Source organism: Nocardioides pacificus (assembly GCF_054775955.1).
Window position 1 is genome coordinate 1,239,271 of sequence record NZ_BAAHCI010000005.1, and the last position, 20,071, is coordinate 1,259,341.

General features: G+C 71.8%; 14 protein-coding genes and 1 pseudogene. 6 read left to right on the top strand and 9 right to left on the bottom strand.

The window, feature by feature from the left end; all coding sequences use genetic code 11:
* Nucleotides 1-69: 69 nt before the first annotated feature.
* From ACYU7L_RS08535 to ACYU7L_RS08565, 7 genes are all read right to left on the bottom strand, one after another.
* A complete protein-coding gene (locus tag ACYU7L_RS08535; RefSeq protein ID WP_460795030.1) occupies nt 70-1,221 on the bottom strand; it encodes a hypothetical protein in 1,152 nt (383 codons plus the stop codon).
* Nucleotides 1,218-2,690, bottom strand: a complete 1,473-nt coding sequence (locus ACYU7L_RS08540; protein WP_460795032.1) for a PstS family phosphate ABC transporter substrate-binding protein — start codon at nt 2,688-2,690, stop codon at nt 1,218-1,220. The genes ACYU7L_RS08535 and ACYU7L_RS08540 overlap by 4 nt, the downstream gene beginning before the upstream one ends.
* On the bottom strand, nt 2,687-3,892 hold the full coding sequence (locus ACYU7L_RS08545; RefSeq protein WP_460795034.1) for a hypothetical protein: 1,206 nt from the start codon (nt 3,890-3,892) through the stop codon (nt 2,687-2,689). The genes ACYU7L_RS08540 and ACYU7L_RS08545 overlap by 4 nt, the downstream gene beginning before the upstream one ends.
* The gene (locus ACYU7L_RS08550; RefSeq protein ID WP_460795036.1) at nt 3,892-5,580 is read right to left on the bottom strand and encodes a hypothetical protein; all 1,689 of its coding nucleotides are present in this window, start codon (nt 5,578-5,580) and stop codon (nt 3,892-3,894) included. The genes ACYU7L_RS08545 and ACYU7L_RS08550 overlap by 1 nt, the downstream gene beginning before the upstream one ends.
* Complete coding sequence (locus ACYU7L_RS08555; protein WP_460795038.1) at nt 5,577-7,574, bottom strand: glycosyltransferase; 1,998 nt, start codon at nt 7,572-7,574, stop codon at nt 5,577-5,579. Before ACYU7L_RS08555 ends, ACYU7L_RS08550 begins: the two co-directional genes overlap by 4 nt.
* Complete coding sequence (locus ACYU7L_RS08560) at nt 7,571-7,846, bottom strand: hypothetical protein (protein ID WP_460795040.1); 276 nt, start codon at nt 7,844-7,846, stop codon at nt 7,571-7,573. Before ACYU7L_RS08560 ends, ACYU7L_RS08555 begins: the two co-directional genes overlap by 4 nt.
* A 143-nt stretch (nt 7,847-7,989) precedes the next feature.
* Complete coding sequence (locus ACYU7L_RS08565; RefSeq protein ID WP_460795042.1) at nt 7,990-9,201, bottom strand: glycoside hydrolase family 5 protein; 1,212 nt, start codon at nt 9,199-9,201, stop codon at nt 7,990-7,992.
* 101 nt (nt 9,202-9,302) lie between these two features.
* Here ACYU7L_RS08565 and ACYU7L_RS08570 point away from each other — a divergent pair, with 101 nt between their 5' ends.
* The 4 genes from ACYU7L_RS08570 (at nt 9,303) to ACYU7L_RS08585 (ending at nt 15,884) form a co-directional block, all read left to right on the top strand.
* Nucleotides 9,303-10,565, top strand: a complete 1,263-nt coding sequence (locus ACYU7L_RS08570; protein ID WP_460795044.1) for a hydroxyacid-oxoacid transhydrogenase — start codon at nt 9,303-9,305, stop codon at nt 10,563-10,565.
* 119 nt (nt 10,566-10,684) lie between these two features.
* On the top strand, nt 10,685-13,531 hold the full coding sequence (locus tag ACYU7L_RS08575; protein ID WP_460795046.1) for an FAD-binding and (Fe-S)-binding domain-containing protein: 2,847 nt from the start codon (nt 10,685-10,687) through the stop codon (nt 13,529-13,531).
* 132 nt (nt 13,532-13,663) lie between these two features.
* On the top strand, nt 13,664-14,848 hold the full coding sequence (locus tag ACYU7L_RS08580) for a class I SAM-dependent methyltransferase (protein WP_460795049.1): 1,185 nt from the start codon (nt 13,664-13,666) through the stop codon (nt 14,846-14,848).
* Nucleotides 14,835-15,884 carry a hypothetical protein gene (locus tag ACYU7L_RS08585; RefSeq protein WP_460795051.1) on the top strand — a complete coding sequence of 350 codons (1,050 nt, stop codon included), beginning with the start codon at nt 14,835-14,837 and terminating at the stop codon, nt 15,882-15,884. The genes ACYU7L_RS08580 and ACYU7L_RS08585 overlap by 14 nt, the downstream gene beginning before the upstream one ends.
* Nucleotides 15,885-16,009: 125 nt before the next feature.
* Here ACYU7L_RS08585 and ACYU7L_RS08590 read toward each other — a convergent pair whose 3' ends face one another.
* Together ACYU7L_RS08590 and ACYU7L_RS08595 are read right to left on the bottom strand one after the other, a co-directional pair.
* A complete protein-coding gene (locus ACYU7L_RS08590; protein WP_460795053.1) occupies nt 16,010-16,522 on the bottom strand; it encodes a DinB family protein in 513 nt (170 codons plus the stop codon).
* 246 nt (nt 16,523-16,768) lie between these two features.
* Nucleotides 16,769-18,262, bottom strand: coding sequence for an HNH endonuclease signature motif containing protein (locus ACYU7L_RS08595; RefSeq protein ID WP_460795055.1), 1,494 nt, complete (start codon nt 18,260-18,262; stop codon nt 16,769-16,771).
* Nucleotides 18,263-18,639: 377 nt separating this feature from the next.
* Here ACYU7L_RS08595 and ACYU7L_RS08600 point away from each other — a divergent pair, with 377 nt between their 5' ends.
* Nucleotides 18,640-19,458: a patatin-like phospholipase family protein gene (locus ACYU7L_RS08600; protein WP_460795057.1), complete on the top strand. Its 819-nt coding sequence runs from the start codon at nt 18,640-18,642 to the stop codon at nt 19,456-19,458.
* 46 nt (nt 19,459-19,504) lie between these two features.
* Nucleotides 19,505-20,035 (top strand): annotated as a pseudogene (locus ACYU7L_RS08605) (DNA topoisomerase IB); the annotation flags it as partial.
* Nucleotides 20,036-20,071: the final 36 nt, after the last annotated feature.

Consider the following 20,071-nt stretch of genomic DNA (forward strand, 5'->3'; position numbering starts at 1 on the left):
TGCCCCAGCTCGAACCCAGCCCGATCCCAGCCCGATCCCACGAGCGCTCGAGCCCGATCGACGCGCTGCTCACCAGGGAGCGACCGCCACCTCGCAGACGTTCAGCTTGGGGTGCGCGACGTTGTTCGTGACGCGGTAGGACGACACGATGAACGCGCGCGTCTGACCCGCCACGGTCCACCACAGCCGCAGCATGCCGTTCTGAGGCAGGTCCAAGGGGCCCACCGTCCCCCGCTCGTCGTCGTACCCGAGGCCGATCGTCTCGACGTGGTTCTCCACGAGCCCCTCTCCGGTGACGTACTCGACCCAGACCCGGGCGTCGGAGGCGGTCGGCGTCAGCCAGAACGACGCGTCGCCGTTGCGGCCGGTCTCGCAGCGCAGCGACATCCGACCGATGGCCGGGTAGGGCGCCGAGGTCTCCTCGTGGCCGAGCGCGTCCGCGTCACCGTGCCAATTGAGTCCGTGCCAATTGAGTTCGGGCCAATTGAGCTCGGGCCAGTCGAGCCCTGGCCGCACATCGGTGCGCGTCTTGAAGACCGCCTTGACCGAGCACGAGCGGTAGCGCGGGGGGTGGTGGAAGCCGTTCCACCACCAGTCCAGCCGGAAGGAGGTCGCCGGCGCGGTGGTCGCCGCCCCCGCGGGCTGGTGGCGACCGGGCCGCTGACTGATCACGCCGTGCAGATAGCCCGACGAGTGGTTCTCGATGCGGGTCCGCTGGTTGAGGCCCTCGTGGGCATAGCGCCCGGTGCCGCCGGTCCCGTCGTCGGCCGCATCGGAGAAGGTGTAGATGCGAGGAACCTTCACGGCGACGACCGCGCGGTCGCTCTTGGTCTCGTACTTCGCGATCCACATCTGGGTCTCCGCGCTCCGGTCGCTCGCATAGAGCCGGAGCATCGTCGCGCCGGGGCGGCAGACGAAGGTCGCGTGGCCGATCCCCGGCACGACGGCCGTCCTGGTGAAGCGCTTGCGGCGGTCGGTGCCCGTCCACTTCACGGTGACGCGCTGCACGCGCACCGCCGCGTCAGTCCGCGCCCGCCGTGCGACGGCGGCGGTCGTGGGGTCGGACTCCCCCCGGGAGGAGGTCGTCGCCGAGCGGTCACGGGCGACCGCACCCGCGGAGGGGACGGCGCCAGCGGCCAGCACCAGGGTGAGGGCGGCCGCGACGGCCGCGACCGGTGCTCGCCAGGTCGAGTGCTCCCGGCCACGGCGTACGACGCTCATGACACCGGCTCCGGGGGAGGGGCGGGCGTGGCCTCGGTCGCGTCGTCGGGGATGAACACCTCAGGCTCGGTCCCGCCCGCGACCCACGCGAGCTGGGTCGCCACGAGTGCGTCGGGCAGCGGCACCAGCCGCTCCGAGGTCGCCTGGTCCTGCGCTCCGGTGAGATAGCCGGTCAGGAACCTGCGCACCTCGCTGCGCTCCAGGGAGCGCGTGGTGGTGGTGATCAGCAGCTGGCGGCCCAGGGGGTAGGCGCCGCTCGTGATCGTGCGCTGGCTCGGGAAGATGCAGTCGTCCTCGCCCTCGTCGGTCACCTCGAAGGGGCGCAGCTGATCCTCGAAGAGCTCGTAGTAGCTGAAGCGGAAGTAGGCCACCCGGCCGTGCACCGCGTTGATGCGCGCGAGCGCGGCGCTCGCCTGGGAGCTGCGCCGAGCCACGACCCGGTGGGCGGCATCCGCCGTCCGGTAGGCGCCGAGGGCCTTGCCGCGGACCTGGTAGGCCGTGTCGAGCCGGGCCTGGTCGGCCGCCTGGTCGGCGGCACTGCGCTGGTCTCGGATGCCCTTGTCCCGCTCCTCGGTGGCCGCCCGCACCTCGGTCTTCGCGTCGTACAGCCTCTGGCGCGCGGCGACGAGGACCCGGCGAGCATCGGCAGCCTGGCGCTTGCGGGTGACCGCCCAGCGGGCGAGGTCCTGGTCCTGGCCGCGCCCGACGACGTACTCCCGACTGCCGGCGTCGGTGTCGAAGGCGCGGTAGTCGGAGCGGAGGTTGGCCATCGAGGGCTCGGGCGCGTCGAGCACGGTGCGACCGAAGAACCCGAAGGCGTTGTTCTCGCTGTCGGGGCCCCCCACCCCCAGCGTCACGTCGTCGAGGCCGAGCTGGTTCCAGTTGGTGAGGGGCGAGCCGGCCCGATAGATCTCCTCGACCTCGGGCACGGACAGGCAGTCACCGCCGACGTCGGTCTCGGAGCGGATCGCCACCACGACCGCCTCGGACGCGATCTGGAGCTGGACGACGTCGAGCCCGGCGTCCTGGCAGACCCGCCACTCCGCCTCACTCATCGGCCGGGCCGAGTCGACCAGGTCGACACCGCCCGCGCACAGGCTCGCGAACGCCTCCTCGGCACCGTTGTCACCGACCCGGACCTGGGCGAGTCCGCTACTGCCCTCCTGGGCCTCGGCCGCATCGGCGGTCAACGAGCCCCGGGTGGCGCCGTCGATGTCGACGATGCCGGAGGGGCGATCGGGGAGCGCCTCGCGCGCCGCCTCGATCTGCGCTCGGTCGCGGCGCTCCTGGGCGGCCGATTGAGCCTGCTCACGGTTGACGACGTCGGTGGCCTCGTCCCCCTGGTCGCTGGTGCAGGCGACGGCGGACAGACTCAGGGACAGGCCCAGCGAGAGACTCAGCATCATCGCTGCTCTGGTCCGCGCGACCCCGGTGCGCCCCCTGTCGTGCGAGCCGTGCGGGCTGGTCATTGCGTCTCCTCCCCGTCCTGCTCGTGGGCTTCGGTCCCGCTCGCTGTCCCTGGCTCCGGCTCGGCGTCGGGCGGGTACTTGTAGCGGGTGCCGAGCTCGAGGACCTCGAAGTCGTCGAGCGTGAGCCCCTGCAGCTCGTTGCCGGCGAGGAGGCCCGCGGTGGCGTCGCGCTGGGCATAGAGCGTGGGCACGGCAGCGCGGTCGACGATGATGGCCCCGTAGGTCCGCAGCGTCGCCACGATGGCGTCGGCCAGCCGGCGCTGTTGGATGGTGAGCTCGATCTCCTCGCCGGTCAGCGGGTCGATGGCGGGTCGCAGGACGACGTCGCTGCGCAACCGGACCCGGGCCCCCTCGGGCAGCGACGCACCGCGTCCGTTGCCGTCGGTCGAGGAGGCGGGGGAGACGAAGGTGCGCTGCGCCGGGCCCGGCACGCTGAGCGCGAGGGCGTGCTCGATCCGTCCCGCCTCGAGCTCGCCCGGGCGGATCAGCCCGGCGAAGAGCGGGAGACCCGAGCCACGGGCCCCCACAAGCTGGGGCTCGCCGTAGCCCGTGCCGTCGAGGTTCCACCGGCGGGCGAAGTGGTAGCTGATCGTGCCGTCGTCCTCGCGCCGGGCACGCCACAGGTCGTAGGCGGTGTCGCTGTCGAGGTCGACGATCGTGAACCAGCCGTCGTAGCGGGCGTCCGGGTCGATGTCGGACGGTACGGCGAGCGAGTCGCCCTCGATCTCGTCGCCACAGGTGAGCTGCCGGCACACCAGGTCGGTCGGCACGCCTCCGGCGACGACAGGGGTCGTCCAGGCCTCGGTGTTGATGTAGATGCCCTCGTCGACGACGCGGCGCTGGGTGCGCGGGGGGAGGTCGCCCTCCTGCTCGATGACGCCGATCCGCTCCTTGGCCAGGGCGATCATCTCCGAGGAGCGCTCATCGATGCCGACGGTGTCGACGCGGACGTTCCACGGGGAGTCGGCGGAGAAGAACCTGCGCTCGTCGAGGGCGGCGGCCGCGGCGGTGGCGCCGGCAGCGGCGCCTGGGGTCTCCGCCGCGCCCGGCGACGCCGTCACCGTCGTGGTGACGGTGGCCTCTGGTGCGTCGGAGCCCACCCCGAGTCCGCAGCCGGTCGCCAGCTGCAGGGCGAGCAGGGCGGCCCCGAGAGGGAGCAGACGAGTGGTCGTGCGGTCGAGGCGGCGAGCGTCGACGTCCATCACTCACCTCCGGAGGTGAGATCGAGAGGTGTGTCGTCCCGGTTGGGATCGTGTCCCTCGGTCTGCTTCGTCGTCGTGAAGTCGGCAGGGACGCCGACCAGCACGTAGCGCTCGGTCGCATAGACCGTGTCGAGTCGAGGGTCGGTGCCGTCGACCGCGTCGGCGAAGCGCTGGCTGAGCAGATCCTTGGCGACGTTGGTCGAGAGCAGCAGGTAGTCCACGGTGTCCGGGGGCGCGTCGGCTGCGTCGTGCCACGCGCCGTCACCGTGGTCCACCCGGTCGAAGAAGAGCTCGGGCTCCCCGGTCAGCAGGATGACGGCGAAGGTGTTGGAGTTGTCGGTGAGCACCGAGCCGTGCTCGGTGACGTGGTCCTCGATGTAGGTCGCCATGGCGAGCTCGTCGACGATCCCGACCACCCTTCCGTCGGCCGAGATGGCGCCCTCCTGGGAGTCCTGGGTGCGGATCGCGTCCGCGAACTGCGCCTCGAGGCTCTGGTGGGGATAGTCGGACATGGCACGGAAGGTGAGGGGGATGCTCACCACCAGCCCGAGGATCAACCCACCCGTCACCAGCGCGCCGCCGCCGGGCAGCACCCGGACCAGCCAGATCGCGCCGATCACGCTGAAGACCAGCATCGGGAGCCCGTCGCGCATCGCCATCGGGTTGTCGGTGAGGTCGAGTGCCGCGGAGGCGGCGGGTGCGGCGACGGCCAGCACGAGCGCCAGGCCGAGCCAGGCCGAGAAGCCGTTGCGGGTGAGCACGGCGGCGACGAGCAGGGCAGGCAGGACCACGAGGGCCAGCGGGGCGGCACTGAGCACGAGGTCCCACGTCGCGCGCGCAAGCTCACCGGCCGACTGGTCGCCCCCCATCTGGCCCACGCCGCTGTTGCGCTCGGTGATCCAGGCGATGGGGCTGCCGAGCAGCAGCGCGTTGAAGACGCACCACAGCGCGACGACGTAGGTCGTGGGGCTGCTGAACCCCACGGTGGTGCCCTCCACCTCCTTGCCGTCGGCGCCGGCGTGCGCGAGGACGACGATGATCATCACGAGGGAAAGGCACAGCCAGAGCAGGCTGCTGTAGCCGGTGAGCGCGGCCGCGGAGAAGGCCAGACCGGCGATCATCACGAAGCGGATGTCGGCCGTGACGTACCAGGCGAGCAGAGCCCCGAAGGCCACGACCACCGGCGCCAGCCAGAGCAGGGCGTGGGCGCCGTTGCTGCCGTAGAACGCGAACATCGGGTTGAGCGCCAGCGCCACCAGCACCGCCACGCGCAGGGGGCCGGCGATCTCCGCGCGGCGCATCATCGTGTTCAGGACGACCGCGATCAGCCCGGCGAACACCGCGGACCCGAGCGGCACCAGCACCAGCGACTTGGCCACCGTGCCGGACACCGTCAGCGGGGTGATCGCCAGCGTCACCAGCGGCGCGTGGTCGAAGCCGACGGCCGACAGCTTGGCCGGATCGTTGTGGAAGATCATCAGCGCCCGGTTGAAGCGGTCCAGCACCTCGAAGCCCACGACATGCAGGTCCACGATGAGCCAGTAGCCCAGGACGGCGTAGGCCGTGGTGAGCGTCAGGAAGACGGCGAGGCTCTCCAGCCGGCGGCGGGGGATGTCGTGCACCCGCTTGCCGGAGTTCTGCACCATCTCCGGCCTCTGCCGGGGTGGCGGCACCAGGACGGCGGTCATGGCTTCGCCTCATCGAGCCCGTGCTCGGTCTTCTCCCAGAAGAACGGGTTCGTGAACAGCTGCGCGAAGCCCTTCCAGGCGGCCCAGCTCATCAGGCCCCAGTAGAGCGGCGAGAGCAGGGCATGGCGGGTCAGACCGAACTGGCCGCGCTGCAGACTGCCCGCCACGTTGAGATAGACGAAGACGAAGTTGCCGATGAACAGCATCGAGGCGGCGACGTAGAAGACGAAGTTGGGGAAGAGCTGACGGATCAGGTCGGCCTCGGTGAAGACGTAGAGCGTGGTCAGAGCCCAGAAGATCGGGTTGATCAGGAGCAGGAAGGCGCTGCCCATGGTCAGGTTGAAGCTGAGGAAGTCCTTCGGCCCGAGCTGGCCCAGCAACGTCAAGGGGTGGCGCATGTGGACGAGCCAGGTCTGCAGGTAGCCCTTGATCCAGCGGCTGCGCTGGCGGATCCAGTTGGGGAGGCTGCTGTTGGCCTCCTCGAGCGTCGTCGAGTCGATCATCGCGGTGCGGTAGCCCTCGCGGTGCAGGCGCATCCCGAGGTCGGCGTCCTCGGTGACGTTGAAGGGGTCCCACCCGCCGAGCTCGCGCAGCCGCTCGGTGATGAAGTGGTTGGACGTGCCGCCCAGGGGGATCGGCACCCGGTCGGCGGCCATGGCGGGGAGCACCAGCTCGAAGTGCATGGAGTACTCGTTGGCGAACCAGGCGGTGAGCTGGTTCTGGTCCTGGTTGAAGTAGTTGAGCTTGGCCTGGACGCAGGCGACCTCCGGGCCGGCCCGGTCGAAGGCGATGACGGCCTTCTTGAGCTGGTCGGGGTCGGGGCGGTCCTCGGCGTCGAAGATCACGCAGAACCGTCCCTCCGCCAGGAACAGTCCGTAGTTGCAGGCCTTCGGCTTGGTCCGCGGCTGGCTATCGGGCACCACCACCAGGTGGAAGTGCGGTGGCAGGTCCAGGTCGCGGATCGTCTCGACGGTCTCGGGGTCGTCCTCCTCGCACAGCAGCTTCACGTCGAGCTTGGTGCGCGGGTAGTCGAGGGCGTTGATGCCGCGCACCAGGCGCGGGACGATCCCGGCCTCACGATAGAGCGGCACGAGGATCGTGTACGTCGGCAGTGCGCGCTCGTCGAGCCCGGCGAGGTCGGCGTCGGTCACGTCGGTCTCGAAGTGGGTGCCGAGCGCACGCAGCGTCAGCCGCAGCTTGTAGGACGACGCGGCGAGATAGAAGGCGCTGCACACGGCGATGAACCCGATGGCGGTGCCCATCGGCCAGATCACTGCGCAGACGAGGACCGCCACGGCCAGCGTGATGAACGAGATCTTCTGGGCGGGCGAGATGACGACGTGCGCGGAGTCGTCGGGGCGCGACTCCATCAGCGACGACACCGCCGCGTGGCTCCAGACGTCCGCGTGGACGCGCTGCAGCACCTGGTCGATCTCGCTGCGGTTCGCCATCACCTGGCGGACCGGTAGACCCACCACGTCCTCGAGGTAGGCCAGGGGCATCGGGTCGAGCGGCCGGGCGACGGCCACGAACAGCAGTCCGTCGGCCTCGCCGACGGGGACGCAGCGCAGCGCCTGTGCGGTGGTGGCGGGCAGCCGCCGGGCGATCTCCAGGTCGGGGACGAAGCCGTCCAGACTGACCCGGTCGAGACCCGACCGATCCGCGAGGACTGCGACGAGGTCGTCCTCGTCCAGCGCGCCGTAGGCGACCAGGATGTCGCCGACGTGCTCACCTGTCCTGCTGTTCTGGCGGCGTGCCATCGCGACGTCGCCGGGCCCCACCAGCTCGAGCTCGAGCAGCAGGGCGAGCATCCGCTCGGCCTCCTCGGGGCCCTCGACGAGCGCAGGGGCGAGCAGCTGCTCCTGGTCGGCGAGGTCGCTCGAATCGGTCTCGGGCGGTGTCTCGGGAGGGGGTGTCTCTGGAGGGGGCGTCTCGGGAGGGGGAGGGAAGCCGGCGGCGGCGCTCCTCGCCTCACCGGACGTCGAGGTGGTCACGACGCACCCGATCCGAAGCCGCCCGGGGACCGGACGACGAGACCGCCCGGGTCGCTCTCGCGGCGAGACGTCGACCGCTGGCGGGGCCGCATCAGGAGATAGGCGAGGAAGGCCAGCCCGAGCACGACCAACGGGGCGATCAGGAAGCCGACGAAGACGACCGTGAAGATGACCAGCGTGACCACGAGGCCGAGCACTCCCGCGCCCACCGAGGTGCGATCCGTCGCCGCGCGTCCCGCCTCGGACTGTCCCTTCCTGGTGATCGTTCGCATGGTGTCCTCCTGACTCGCACCCCCCTGGGCGGGCCGAGTCCCTACCTCAGACTAGGGACACGGGCCGGGCCGCGCAGGGACTTCCGTCCCCTTGGCCGTGTGCTGGCCGACACGTTCCCCGCAGGTGTAGGCCGGTGGAGATCTCACCTGGAAATGGACCGCAGCCACGATGCGACGAGCTGACCGTACGGCGAGCGGGGGGTGTCGCTGCCCGCGTCGAGCAGCGACATCGGGTCGTCGCCGTGCCGGGCCCACACCCAGAACAGCACGCCGGTGTCGGTCTCCTCGGCCCAGGCGAGATAGTCCGCGACGTACGACGACGACGGGTCCTCGGCCCCCAGCTCCGCGGTGATCAGCGGCACCTGCTGGGCCAGGGGAGTGAGCACCGCGTCCCAGCACTCCCGGGTGCCGCACTGCTTGAAGTCATAGCTGTGCATCGCCGCCACCAGCTGGTCGTCGTAGGGCCGGTGCTCGAGCCAGCCCGACAGGTCGTTGGCATAGTCGAGACCGCCCAGCAGCACCGGCTGGCGAGCACCCGCCTCCCGGATCGCGGCGACGACGTCGGCCATGCCGACGGCGGTGTACGTCGCGCCCGACGGCGGCACCCGGTCGTCCTCGGCAGGCGGCGTGCACCCGCCGTCGCGCCAGCACGCCCAGGTGAGCTCGAACGCCCACTCCCCGCGGGCGTCGTCGAAGCGTGAGTAGGGCTCGTTGAAGGCGTCGAACATCACCGACGGGTGGTCGCGGAAGGTGGTGGCGACCGAGGTCCAGAAGGCCAGCGAGTCCTCGTCGGGCATCGCCAGGTTGCCGAACTCCGGCTCCCCGGCCCGCTTGCGGCTGTGCAGGTCGAGCACGGCCACCAACCCCGCCTGGTTGAGAGCGTCGACGAACCCGACGACCTCGGCGCGATAGTCCGCGACCGCCGGCTCGTCGCCCGGGCCGGCGCTCTCGTCGACCGGCGCCTCCCGGGTGCCCAGCCAGCAGTCCTGGTTGAGCGGGATCCGCACGGTGGTGGCGCCCCAGTCCGCGATCAGTCGGGCCTCGCTGGCGGCTGGGTCCTGCGCCACCACGTCGACCAGGGCGGAGAGCGCCCAGCCCTGGGCGCAGGGGTACTCGAAGCCCGACCAGTTCACGCCGCGAGGGATGAAGGTCTCCCCGGTGCGCCGGTCGACGAGCCGGTCGCCGTCGACCACGGGTCGGGGTGCGGTGCCGGTCCCCGGGCCCGCTGACCCGGTGGGGGACCCGTCCGGCGCGCCCGGATCCTGAGACGACGTAAGTCTGGGCGCTGCGACCCAGACCGCCAGCGCGGCCGCACAAGCCAGCGCCAGCAGCACGGCGGCCCGCCAGCGACGCATGGCTCTCCTCCTGACGATGCCCCCGCCCGATCGTAGGGCGCGGGCGCTCGGGGCGTCCTGGGTTCGGCCCCGTCGCGGCGTGAGATCGCTACTGTGGCGCCATGCGCGAGACGGTGTTCACCTATGCGGCTCCGGCGTTGAAGTTCGGCCCCGGCGCGTCCAGCGAGATCGGCTACGACCTGACCCAGTACGGCGCGTGGCGCGTGCTGCTGGTCACCGATCCGGGGGTCGCGGCGACCGGCCACCCGGCGCGGATCGCCGAGGAGATCGCCGAGTGCGGCATCGACGTGACGACGTACGACCGGAGCCACGTGGAGCCGACCGACGAGTCGCTCACCGACGCCATCTCGTTCGCCCGTGACGCCGGACCCTTCGACGCGATCGTCGCAGTCGGCGGCGGCAGCGCGATCGACACCGCGAAGGCGGTCAACCTGCTGACGACCAACCCCGGCGAGCTGATGGACTACATCAACGCGCCCGTGGGCAAGGCGCGCGCACCCGAGAAGCCGCTGCTGCCGCTGGTCGCCGTGCCCACCACCACCGGCACCGGCAGCGAGAGCACCACGATCTGCGTGCTCGACGTGCTGGCGCTGCACGTGAAGACCGGCATCAGCCACCCGCGGCTGCGCCCGACGCTCGCGGTCGTCGACCCCCGGCTGACGATGTCCCAGCCGACGATGGTGACCGCGGCCTCCGGCATGGACATCCTGTGCCACGCCCTGGAGAGCTGGACCGCCCGGTGGTACGCCGACTTCGACGCCAAGGAGCCCCAACAGCGGGTGCCCTACTGCGGTGCCAACCCGGTCGCCGACATGTGGGCGGAGAAGTCGCTGCGGCTGCTCGCGGGCGCGTTCCGCACCGCCGTCCGCAACGGCGACGACGTGGAGTCGCGCGAGCAGATGGCGCTGGCCGCGACCTTCGCCGGCCTGGGCTTCGGCAACGCCGGCGTCCACATCCCGCATGCCAACGCCTACCCGATCGCCGGTCGGGTGCGCGACTACCGTCCCGCGGGCTACCCGCAGGACGAGGCGATGGTCCCGCACGGGATGGCGGTCTCGCTGACGGCGCCGGCGGCGTTCGCCTTCACGTTCGAGGCCGACCCCGCCCGCCACCTCGCCGCGGCCCGGATGCTCGACCCGGACGTCACCGAGAACGGCGCCGACACCCTCCCCGGCGTGCTGCGCGCGCTGATGCGCGACATCGGCATCCCCAACGGCCTGGCCGAGGTGGGGTACGGCGAGAGCGACGTCGACGCGCTCGTGGAGGGTGCGCTCAAGCAGCAGCGGCTGTTGGCGACCGCCCCTCGCTCGGTCACGGCCGCGGACCTGGCCGGTGTCTTCCGGAGCTCGATGCAGCACTGGTGAGCCCGGCCCGTCACACCCGGTCTCCGTCACACCTGGTCTCCGGGACCCGGACGGGCCTGCGGTCCGAGGTGCGTGCCGTGGGAGGATGACGGCGGCCGAATCGGGCCGCGAGAGGAGACGTGACGGTGGCACAGGAGACGCTCAGCGGCACGGACCTGGTCGCCGAGCTGCGACGGCGCGACGTGCTCGACGTCGACGACTCCACGCTCTCGCGGGCGCTGTACTCCTCCGACGCCTCGCTCTACCGGATCGTCCCGCAGGCCGTCGTCCGGCCCCGCCACCCCGACGAGCTGCTCGCCGTACTCGACGTCGCGCGCAGCCTCGGCACCTCCGTCACCATGCGCGGCGCGGGCACCTCGATCGCCGGCAACGCCATCGGTCCCGGCATCGTCGTCGACACGCTGCGCCACCTCAACAACGTCATCTCCCTCGACGTCGAGTCCGCCACGGCCCGGGTCCAGCCGGGCACGGTGCACGCCACCCTGCAGCGCGCGGCCACCCCCCACGGGCTGCGCTTCGGCCCCGACCCGTCGACCCACACCCGCTGCACCGTCGGCGGGATGATCGGCAACAACGCCTGCGGCTCGCGTGCGCTCGGCTACGGCCGCAGCTCCGACAACGTCGAGGGCCTCAAGGTGGTCTTCGGCAACGGCGAGCAGGCCACGCTCGGCCCCGGCGCAAGCGACAGCACCGGACACGGGGCGGGGCATGGGGCCACCGCCGACCGGCTGCGGGCCTTGGCCGGTGACCACCTGAGCCACGTGCGGACCAACTTCGGCCGCTTCACCCGCCAGGTCAGCGGCTACTCCCTCGAGCAGCTGCTGCCCGAGCAGGGCGGCCGGGTCGACCGGTTCCTGGCCGGCTCCGAGGGCACGCTCGGCCTGATCCTCGAGGCCGACGTCCGGCTGGTGCGCGACGCTCCCGTGCGCACGCTGGTGGTGCTCGGCTATCCCGACATGTTCGAGGCTGCCGACGCGGTGCCCGCGCTGCTCGACCAGCCGCTGGTGGCCTGCGAGGGCCTGGACGCGCGCATCGTCGACATCGTCCGCGCCACCGGCGGCTCGGTGCCGCCGCTCCCGCGCGGGGCCGGCTGGCTCTTCGCCGAGGTCACCGCCGACACCGCCGCCGAGGCGGACGCGATCGCCCAGCGCGTGGTCGCCGCGGCCGGCGCGCTGGAGCACCGCGTCGTCACCGACCCGGCCGAGTCGGCCGCGCTGTGGCGGATCCGCGAGGACGGCGCCGGGCTGGCCGCCCGCAGCCTCAGCCGCCCCGCCTACTCCGGCTGGGAGGACGCTGCCGTGCCGCCCGAGCACCTCGGCGCCTGGCTGCGCGACTTCGACGCGCTGCTCAAGGACCACGACCTCGACGGCGTCCCCTACGGCCACTTCGGCGACGGCTGCGTGCACGTGCGCATCGACTTCCGCTTCGAGGACCGCGGCGCGAGCTTCCGCGCGTTCCTGCTCGACTCCGCGCGCGCCCTGCAGAAGTACGGCGGCTCGCTGTCGGGTGAGCACGGCGACGGCCGGGCCCGCTCCGAGCTGCTCCCGCTGATGTACGACGAGGACTCGCTGCGGCTGTTCGCCGCCGCGAAGGCCATCGCCGACCCGGACAACGTGCTGAACCCCGGTGTGCTGGTGGACCCGGACCCGCTGGACGGGTCGCTGCGCCCCGGCCGGCCGCGCCACGAGCCGCTGCCGATGTTGCGACTCACCCACGACGCCGGCTCGCTCGCCAACGGCGCGCATCGCTGCACCGGCGTCGGGAAGTGCGTCGCCGGGCCCGGCGGCGGCGTGATGTGCCCGTCGTACGACGCGACGCGGGACGAGAAGGACTCCACCCGTGGCCGCGCACGCGTGCTCCAGGAGGCGCTCGACGGCGAGCTCGTGCGCGGCCTCGACGACCCGGCCGTCCACGACGCGCTCGACCTGTGCCTGTCGTGCAAGGGCTGCGGCCGCGACTGCCCCACGGGCGTCGACATGGCGACGTACAAGTCCGAGGTGCTGCACCAGCAGTACAAGGGCAAGCGCCGCCCCCGCAGCCACTACACGCTCGGGCGGCTGCCGAAGTGGGCCAAGCTGGCTCAGCCGGTGACGCCGCTGGCCAACCGGGCGCTCAAGCTCGGCCCGCTGGCGCGCGTCGCCAAGGCCACCGCCGGCATCGACCAGCGCCGGTCGATCCCCGCCTTCGCGCCCAAGTCGCTCAAGTCGCAGGCCAAGGCGCGCGCCAAGGCTCTGTCCAAGGGGGGTGGAAGCACTCCGGTGCAGACACCCGACGTGTGGATCTGGGCCGACTCGTTCACCAACCACTTCCTGCCCGGCGGCGGGATGGCGGCGATCGAGGTGCTCGAGGCGGCCGGCCTGCGGGTCTCGGTGATCCCCGAGCCCGCCTGCTGCGCGCTGACCTGGATCACCACCGGCCAGCTCGACCAGGCCCGCTCGATCATGGCGCGCACGGTCGCCACGCTCGCGCCGTACGTCGCCAGCGGCGTGCCGATCATCGGCCTCGAGCCGTCGTGCCTCGCGACCCTGCGCAGCGACGCGGTCGAGCTGCTCGACGACCCGCGCGCCCTCGAGGTGTCGCGCGGGGTGATGACCTTCGCCGAGCTGCTGGAGAAGCAGGGCTGGACTCCGCCCGACCTCACCGGCGTCGAGATCGTCGCGCAGCCCCACTGTCACCAGTCGTCCGTGCTCGGCTGGGACGCCGACGAGCGTCTGCTGCGTCGCGCCGGCGCAGTCGTGACGAAGGTCGGCGGCTGCTGCGGGCTGGCCGGCAACTTCGGCGTCGAGAAGGGGCACTACGAGGTGTCGGTGGCGGTCGCCGAGACCCAGCTGCTGCCGGCGGTGCGCTCGCACCCGGACGCGATCGTGCTGGCCGACGGGATGTCGTGCCGGATCCAGCTCGACGACCTCGCGGGCGTCCCGGCGATGCACCTGGCCGAGCTGCTCGCGTCTAGGATCGAGCGGTGAACCCCCGCCAACGCCGACTCGTGATCCCCGTGGCGCTGGCGGCGCTGATCGTGATCGTCGTCATCGCCTCGTTCCTCTAGAGAAGCCTCCCGGAGCACCGTGTCCGAGCCCCTCCTCCGTGTCCTGTCCCGCATGCGCGGGCACCTGCTCGACCCCGAGGGCCTGGTCCGCGCCGTCGCGACCGGCCGCCAGAAGGGCCAGCAGCCGCCCTGGAAGCGGGTCGAGCTGCGCTACGTCGACCTGAAGGCCGGGCGCCACCTGCAGGTCGTGGCCTACGACGAGACGCAGGCGCACACCAGCAACCACCTCGCCGGCGACGCCGCCCGCGACGCCGTCGACGACCTCCTCGACATGCCCTTCGCCAACTGGCACGTCGAGACGACCACCCAGACCCACCAGGTGCGGGTGACCAAGAAGCTCGAGGCGCTCGTGCACACGGCGGACCGGGTCGAGGAGGTCGAGGTCGAGCGCGGCCACGACCGCGAGAAGCCGCGGCTGCTCGCCGAGGACGACCCGGTGCTCAAGGCGCTCGGCATCTCCGACGCGCACGGGCGGATCAAGCCGACCCGGCAGGCGAAGTACCGCCAGGTCGAGGAGTTCCTCCGCCTGCTCGACAGCTCGCTGACCGAGGCACTGAGCGGCGCGCACCTGCGCAAGCCGACCGCCGAGGACCCGCTGCGCATCGTCGACCTGGGCTGCGGCAACGCCTACCTGACGTTCGCGGCGCAGCACTACCTCTCCACGGTCCGCGGCCTGCCCGTCGCGCTCACCGGCGTCGACGTCAAGGAGCAGTCGCGCGAGCACAACAGTTCGGTGGCCGGCGAGCTCGGTGTGGACGCCTCGTTCGTGGTCGGCACCATCGCCGGCGCCGAGCTCCCCGAGCCGCCCGACGTGGTCCTCGCCCTGCACGCGTGCGACACCGCCACCGACGAGGCGCTCGCCCGCGCCGTCGGCTGGGGTGCCTCGCTGGTGCTGGCCGCACCCTGCTGCCACAACGACATCGCCGCCCAGCTCCGCCGCAGTCCCACCCCCGCGCCGTACTCGCTGCTGACCCGGCACGGGATCCTGCGCGAGCGCTTCGCCGACACCCTGACCGACGCGCTGCGTGCCTCGCTGATGCGGCTGCAGGGCTATCGCGTCGACGTGGTCGAGTTCGTCGGCAGCGAGCACACCCCGCGCAACACCATGCTCCGCGCGATCCGCACGGGCAAGCCGGTCAAGGGCGGCGGCGTGCGCAAGGAGTACGACGACCTCGTCGAGACGTGGGCGATCCAGCCCAAGCTGGCGCTGCTGCTCGAGGAGCATGTGGACGCGTGAGACGGCAGGGGCGCTGCTCCTGGCCGTCCCCTTCGCCCTCGGGCTGAGTGCCGCGAGCGGGTCCGGCGTCGAGCCCGACGTGCTCTTCTCGTTCGCCGACCCCGAGATCGTCGAGTCCAGCGGCCTGGTCGCGACCGACGGTCTGGTCGTCACCGTCAACGACTCCGGTGACGCGGCGCGGGCGTTCGTCGTCGACCCCGGCTCGGGGGAGACGGTGGGGGTGACCCGGTGGGACCCGGGGACCGACGACGGCCGGCCCGACGACGTCGAGGCGCTCGCTCCCGGTCCGGACGGCACGGTGTGGGTCGGGGACATCGGCGACAACGGGGCGTCGCGCGACTCGATCCAGGTCGTCCGGGTGCCGGTGGGGCGCGGCGAGCTCTGGGGCTCGGAGCCGGTCATCGACCTCGTCTATCCCGACGGCGCCCGCGACGCGGAGACTCTGCTCTCCCACCCCGTGACCGGCCGGCTCTTCGTGGTCAGCAAGTCGGTGTTCGGCGGCACGGTCTATGCGGCGCCACCGCGGTTGGACCCGGCTGCGCCCAACCGGATGAGGGCGATCGGGCCGGTGATCGGGATCGCCACGGACGGCGCGTTCTTCCCGGACGGGCGGCACCTGATCGTGCGCAGCTATACGGGGGCGACGGTCTACACCTTCCCGCAGCTGGCCGAGGTGGGGTCGATGGACCTGCCGGACCAGGAGCAGGGGGAGGGGATCGCCGTCGACAGGCGTGGCCGGGTGCTGCTCAGCTCGGAGGGGCTGGCAGCGCCGGTGCTGGAGCTCAGGCTGCCGGCAGGGGTGCGGAAGGCGGTTGCGGAACCGACGGAGGAGCCCTCGGCCGAGCCCTCAGCGGGGGCATCCGGGCGGCAGGAGGCGGCCGATGTCGACGCTGACGGTGACGACGCTGACGGTGACGACGACGCGTCGGAGGGCGAGGGCGTCTCGGAGGATGTCTGGGCCTGGTTGGCGTTGGCCGGCGGGTTCGCCGGACTCGGGCTGATCGTCTGGCTCGCGGGGCGTCTGCGCCGGAGGTGAGGCTGGCCGGGTGCTGCTCAGGCTCCGCGCCGCGGGCCTCGCTCAGGTGCGTCGGCCACTACGTAGCCCTTGAGGCGCCCGATGTGCGGGCCGCGTGATCGGGGTGACCGGCCGGTTCCCGCAATCTAGGTCGAGGCCGGACTGCGGGCGGCGAGGATCTGCTCTCGCAGGATGTCGGCGTGGCCGCAGTGCTGGGCGAGTTCCCGCAGGACGTGGAGGAAGATCCAGCGCATCGGCAGAGGTCCTCGACGATTGCCCTGGACGACGTCGTCGAGCCCCAGAGGTGCTGTGGCCGTGCGAGACGCCTCGCACGTGTGGTCGTAGGCCGCTCGCACCGTCTCGATGGTGTCGCCCTCGCGGAGGACGAACGACTCCTCGGGGTCCGCGGGGCAGTCGATCTCGCTGCGCATGCGGCCTGTGATGGCCTCGTCGAACCACACCTGCTCGACGAACCGCGCGTGCTTGACGAGTCCGAGCAGCGTCGTGCTGGAGGGCACCAGCGACCGGCGAGCCTCGTCCTCGGTGAGCCCGTCGAGGCAGTGGGAGAGCGCGCGGCGATGGTCGTCGACGAACGACTCGAACTGGTCGCGTAGAGGTGCCGAGAACATGGCTGGGTCATGGCTCGGGGTAGTGGGCACGGGCCGAGGATACGGACAGGAGGCTTCTCGGCCCGACGGAGTGTGCGGATCTGAGGAGCAGGCCGTGCCCCTCCGCTGTGGTCCAGCAGGGCACTTCTTCGGTGGTCGAGCAGGTTGCGCAGCAACCGACGTCGAGACCCGCGCGGCCAGGGCGCGCCCGAGTCACTCGTTGATCGAGCAGGGCGCGCAGCGCCCGACGTCGAGATTCACCACGTACGGGGGGTGAGGAGGGTGCTGCCGGGTGGCCTATTCGCGGCGTGGTCGGTGTCTGACCCAGTCGGGTGGTTGGGCGGGTGGTCGGTCGGGGTCTCGGTGTCGCCGTGGTGGGGGTGGTTGGAACTCGGGCAGCCCGTCGCGTGGGTTGAGCCTGACTTCCCAGGGGGTGTGGTGGATGGTGCGGTGGTGGTGTCCACACAGCAGCACCATGTTGTCCAACGATGTGGGGCCGCCGTCGACCCAGTGGGTGATGTGGTGGGCGTGGCACATCACCGGTGGCCGGGTGCAGGCCGGGAACGCGCAGTGCCGGTCGCGTACGACGAGGGCTCGCCATAGGGCGGGGGTGACCAGGCGGTGGGCCCGGCCGACGTCGAGCTGCTCGCTCGGGCCTCCGAGTGCGATGGGGATGATGTCGGCATCGCACGCCAGACGTCGCGCGGTGGCCGCGGACATCGTGAGTCCTTCGTCGGTGACGCCGAGCCCGGCAGCGAGGTCCGCGGCGAGTCCGGTGTGGTCGAGGCCGAGCAGTGGCCAGTCGATCCCGCCCTCGAGGGTGCTGGGTGCATGCCGGTTCAGGTGGCCGACCAGAGCTTGGTAGTCGATGGTGACGGTCACCCGCGGCCTGGCGCCGTGACACTCGGGCGCCTGGTCGGTGTCCAGGCCGTGCTGGGCGTTCTGGATAAGCGCGTCCCACAAGCGTGCGCCGTGGTCGCGGGGATCGATCACCTCACCACTACAACCGTCATCACCGGTGCCGTTCTCCTCACCGGTGTCGAGCGCGGGCTGGGGCTTGGTCAACGGCAGGAGCGCTGCTTTGAGGATCGCGGCGTCCTCCACCGACCCCCGGCCTTTCACGCGGACGCCGCCGGCGCCGTCGTCGACGATGGACAGGAACCGGTTGAGGTGGGCGGCGCGTTCCTCCCGGTCGAGTGCCTTCTCGAGGTCACGTTCGGTGCGCTCAGGGTCGATGACGTGGATCAGGTGGCGGGCTGCTTTGGCGAGCTCGGAGGCATCCAACACCCCGGCCTCGGCCAACAACAGAGCCTCGGCCTCGGCACGCAGGCGCGGGTTGGTGGGCAGCTGCTCGATCGCGTCGACGATCACGGCCGCCTGCTCCGGTGAGACCTTGCCGGCACGTAGTGCTTCGAGGGTGGCGCGGCGCTCGCCGCGCAGGAGGCCGGCGTGGTCTACCGCCCGTTTGCCCTGAGCGCGGCGCAGGCCGGCTAGGTGGGTGAACCAGTCGCCGGTCGAGGCCCAGGCGAGCTCGGTCTTGGCGGCGGCGCGGGCGTGGACCTCGGCCAGCATCTCGGCTTCGAGGGCGGCCACGTGGGCACGGAGAGCTTCGAGGGCGGCGACGCCTTCGAGGAGGTCATCGACGGGGCGGGTGGCCCACAGCACGGAGTCCAGCCCAGCCAACGCGTGGTCGGCCAGACCGAGCGCATCGACGGCGCCACCGATGGCACCGTCGATGGCACCGATGGCACCGGGTCCGGTGTCGTCGGGGCCGTTCGGGGTGGTCGCCATAGACATCACTCAAACAGGTGGCACCGACATTGACCCCCGGTTTGACCTGGTCTGGTCTCGAATTGTGGACAACATTCGAAAGTTTTTCTGGCGGCCCACTAACTGTCCACAGGGGCGGGTTACAGGTGGGGTCTCGACGTCGGTTGCTGCGCAACCTGCTCGACCAGCGAGGGCACGTGGGGGTCTCGACGTCGGTTGCTGCGCAACCTGCTCGACCAACGGGGTGGCGCGACCTGCTCGACCAGCGAGGGGGGTGCGACTTGCTCGACCACCTAGGGTGCTCGTTTGCCGAGGTCGGGGGCTGCGGGACGTTCGCCCCTGCAGCCCGACCCTTCGTCGGCCCGATACTGACGTCAGGGACCGACCCGGGAGGCGACATGACGCGCGAGCACAGCCCTCCCAAGGTCGCGGTCGACGGTCACCCCGCGCTCATCGAGTCCCGCCACCCGCTGGCGATGGTCTATGGCGGCGGTGGTGTGTTCGGGATCGCCTACACCGCCGGGGTGGCAGCGGGCCTGGCCGCGACCGGCGTACCGGTCGCGACCGCGCCCTCGCTCGGCACCTCCGCGGGCTCGTGGACCGCATCGGCGGTCGCGCTGGGGATGACCTACGAGGACATGGGGCACGCGAAGGCGACGCCGGTCCCCAATCGGCACGCCGGTGTCCTGGCCGACGTCGCTCGCGGTCTGTTCGGAGAGGCCACTCACCCGCTCGTCAGCGTCTCGGCGGTGGCGCTGCGCAGCGGGCGGCGCCACATCCTCGACGGCGGTCGCTACCCCCTCGCGGACCTGGTGGCGGCCTCGTCCGCCGTACCCGGGCTCCTGCCTCCGCACCGCGTCGACGGTCGGCTCTACATCGACGGCGGGATGTGGTCGGCCACGTCGGTCGACGCCGCGGCCGAGGCGGACCACGTGATCGTGGTGGCCCCGTTGGCCGGTGTCGTGATGGGGGCGATGGGGCGCACCGCCGGGTTCCTGCTCGAGCGTGAGCTCAACAAGTGGCGCTCGCGGCACCCGGAGAGCACGATCACGCTGATCCGGCCCAACCGGGCGATGGCCGAGATCGCCGGGATCCGCCCGCTGGCGCTCTTCGTCGATGCCCGGGCTCGCCAGGTCTACCCCCTGGCGGTCGAGCAAGGGGTACGGCGCGGCGAGCAGCTGCGCCGACTGCGCAAGGAGGCCGGCCCAGCAGCCTGACCAGAGCGCAGGTTTGCCGGAGGCCCCTCCTGGCAACCTGCACGCCATGGTGCGGCTGCGCAGGACCTCACCCGATCAGCCGGGGTGGACGCGCCGGCGGGCGGGCCGCGGGTTCGTCTATCTCGACCAGTCCGGGGTCCGGCTCCCGGACGAGGCCGTCGAGCGCATCAAGTCGCTGGTGATCCCGCCGGCCTGGAGCGACGTGTGGATCACGCCGCACGCCCACGGGCACCTGCAGGCGGTCGGGACCGACGACGCCGGACGGCGCCAGTACATCTACCACGACGACTGGCGCACCCGGCGCGACGCGGAGAAGTTCGAGCGGATGCAGGCCTTCGGAGAGGCGCTGAGCAAGGCGCGCGAGCTGGTCGTCACCGACCTCGGGCGCGAGGGGATGCCGATCGAGCGGGCCTGCGCGGCCGCCGTACGCCTGCTCGACCTCGGCTACTTCCGGATCGGCAACGACGTCTATGCCGACACCAACGGCAGCTTCGGGCTGACCACCCTGGAGCGCCGCCACGTGCGGCGGCGCGACGGCAAGCTGGTCTTCATGTTCACCGGCAAGTCCGGCGTCGACCACCGCATCGAGATCGACGACGCCGTGGTCATCGAG

Excerpts from the sequence above, each read along its gene's own strand:
- ACYU7L_RS08600 (WP_460795057.1), top strand. The coding sequence starts at position 18,640 with ATGACGCGCGAGCACAGCCCTCCCAAGGTCGCGGTCGACGGTCACCCC.
- ACYU7L_RS08570 (WP_460795044.1), top strand. The coding sequence starts at position 9,303 with ATGCGCGAGACGGTGTTCACCTATGCGGCTCCGGCGTTGAAGTTCGGC.
- ACYU7L_RS08545 (WP_460795034.1), bottom strand. The coding sequence starts at position 3,892 with ATGGACGTCGACGCTCGCCGCCTCGACCGCACGACCACTCGTCTGCTC.
- ACYU7L_RS08585 (WP_460795051.1), top strand. The coding sequence starts at position 14,835 with ATGTGGACGCGTGAGACGGCAGGGGCGCTGCTCCTGGCCGTCCCCTTC.
- ACYU7L_RS08595 (WP_460795055.1), bottom strand. The coding sequence starts at position 18,262 with ATGGCGACCACCCCGAACGGCCCCGACGACACCGGACCCGGTGCCATC.
- ACYU7L_RS08535 (WP_460795030.1), bottom strand. The coding sequence starts at position 1,221 with ATGAGCGTCGTACGCCGTGGCCGGGAGCACTCGACCTGGCGAGCACCG.
- ACYU7L_RS08560 (WP_460795040.1), bottom strand. The coding sequence starts at position 7,846 with ATGCGAACGATCACCAGGAAGGGACAGTCCGAGGCGGGACGCGCGGCG.
- ACYU7L_RS08540 (WP_460795032.1), bottom strand. The coding sequence starts at position 2,690 with ATGACCAGCCCGCACGGCTCGCACGACAGGGGGCGCACCGGGGTCGCG.
- ACYU7L_RS08580 (WP_460795049.1), top strand. The coding sequence starts at position 13,664 with ATGCGCGGGCACCTGCTCGACCCCGAGGGCCTGGTCCGCGCCGTCGCG.
- ACYU7L_RS08550 (WP_460795036.1), bottom strand. The coding sequence starts at position 5,580 with ATGACCGCCGTCCTGGTGCCGCCACCCCGGCAGAGGCCGGAGATGGTG.
- ACYU7L_RS08565 (WP_460795042.1), bottom strand. The coding sequence starts at position 9,201 with ATGCGTCGCTGGCGGGCCGCCGTGCTGCTGGCGCTGGCTTGTGCGGCC.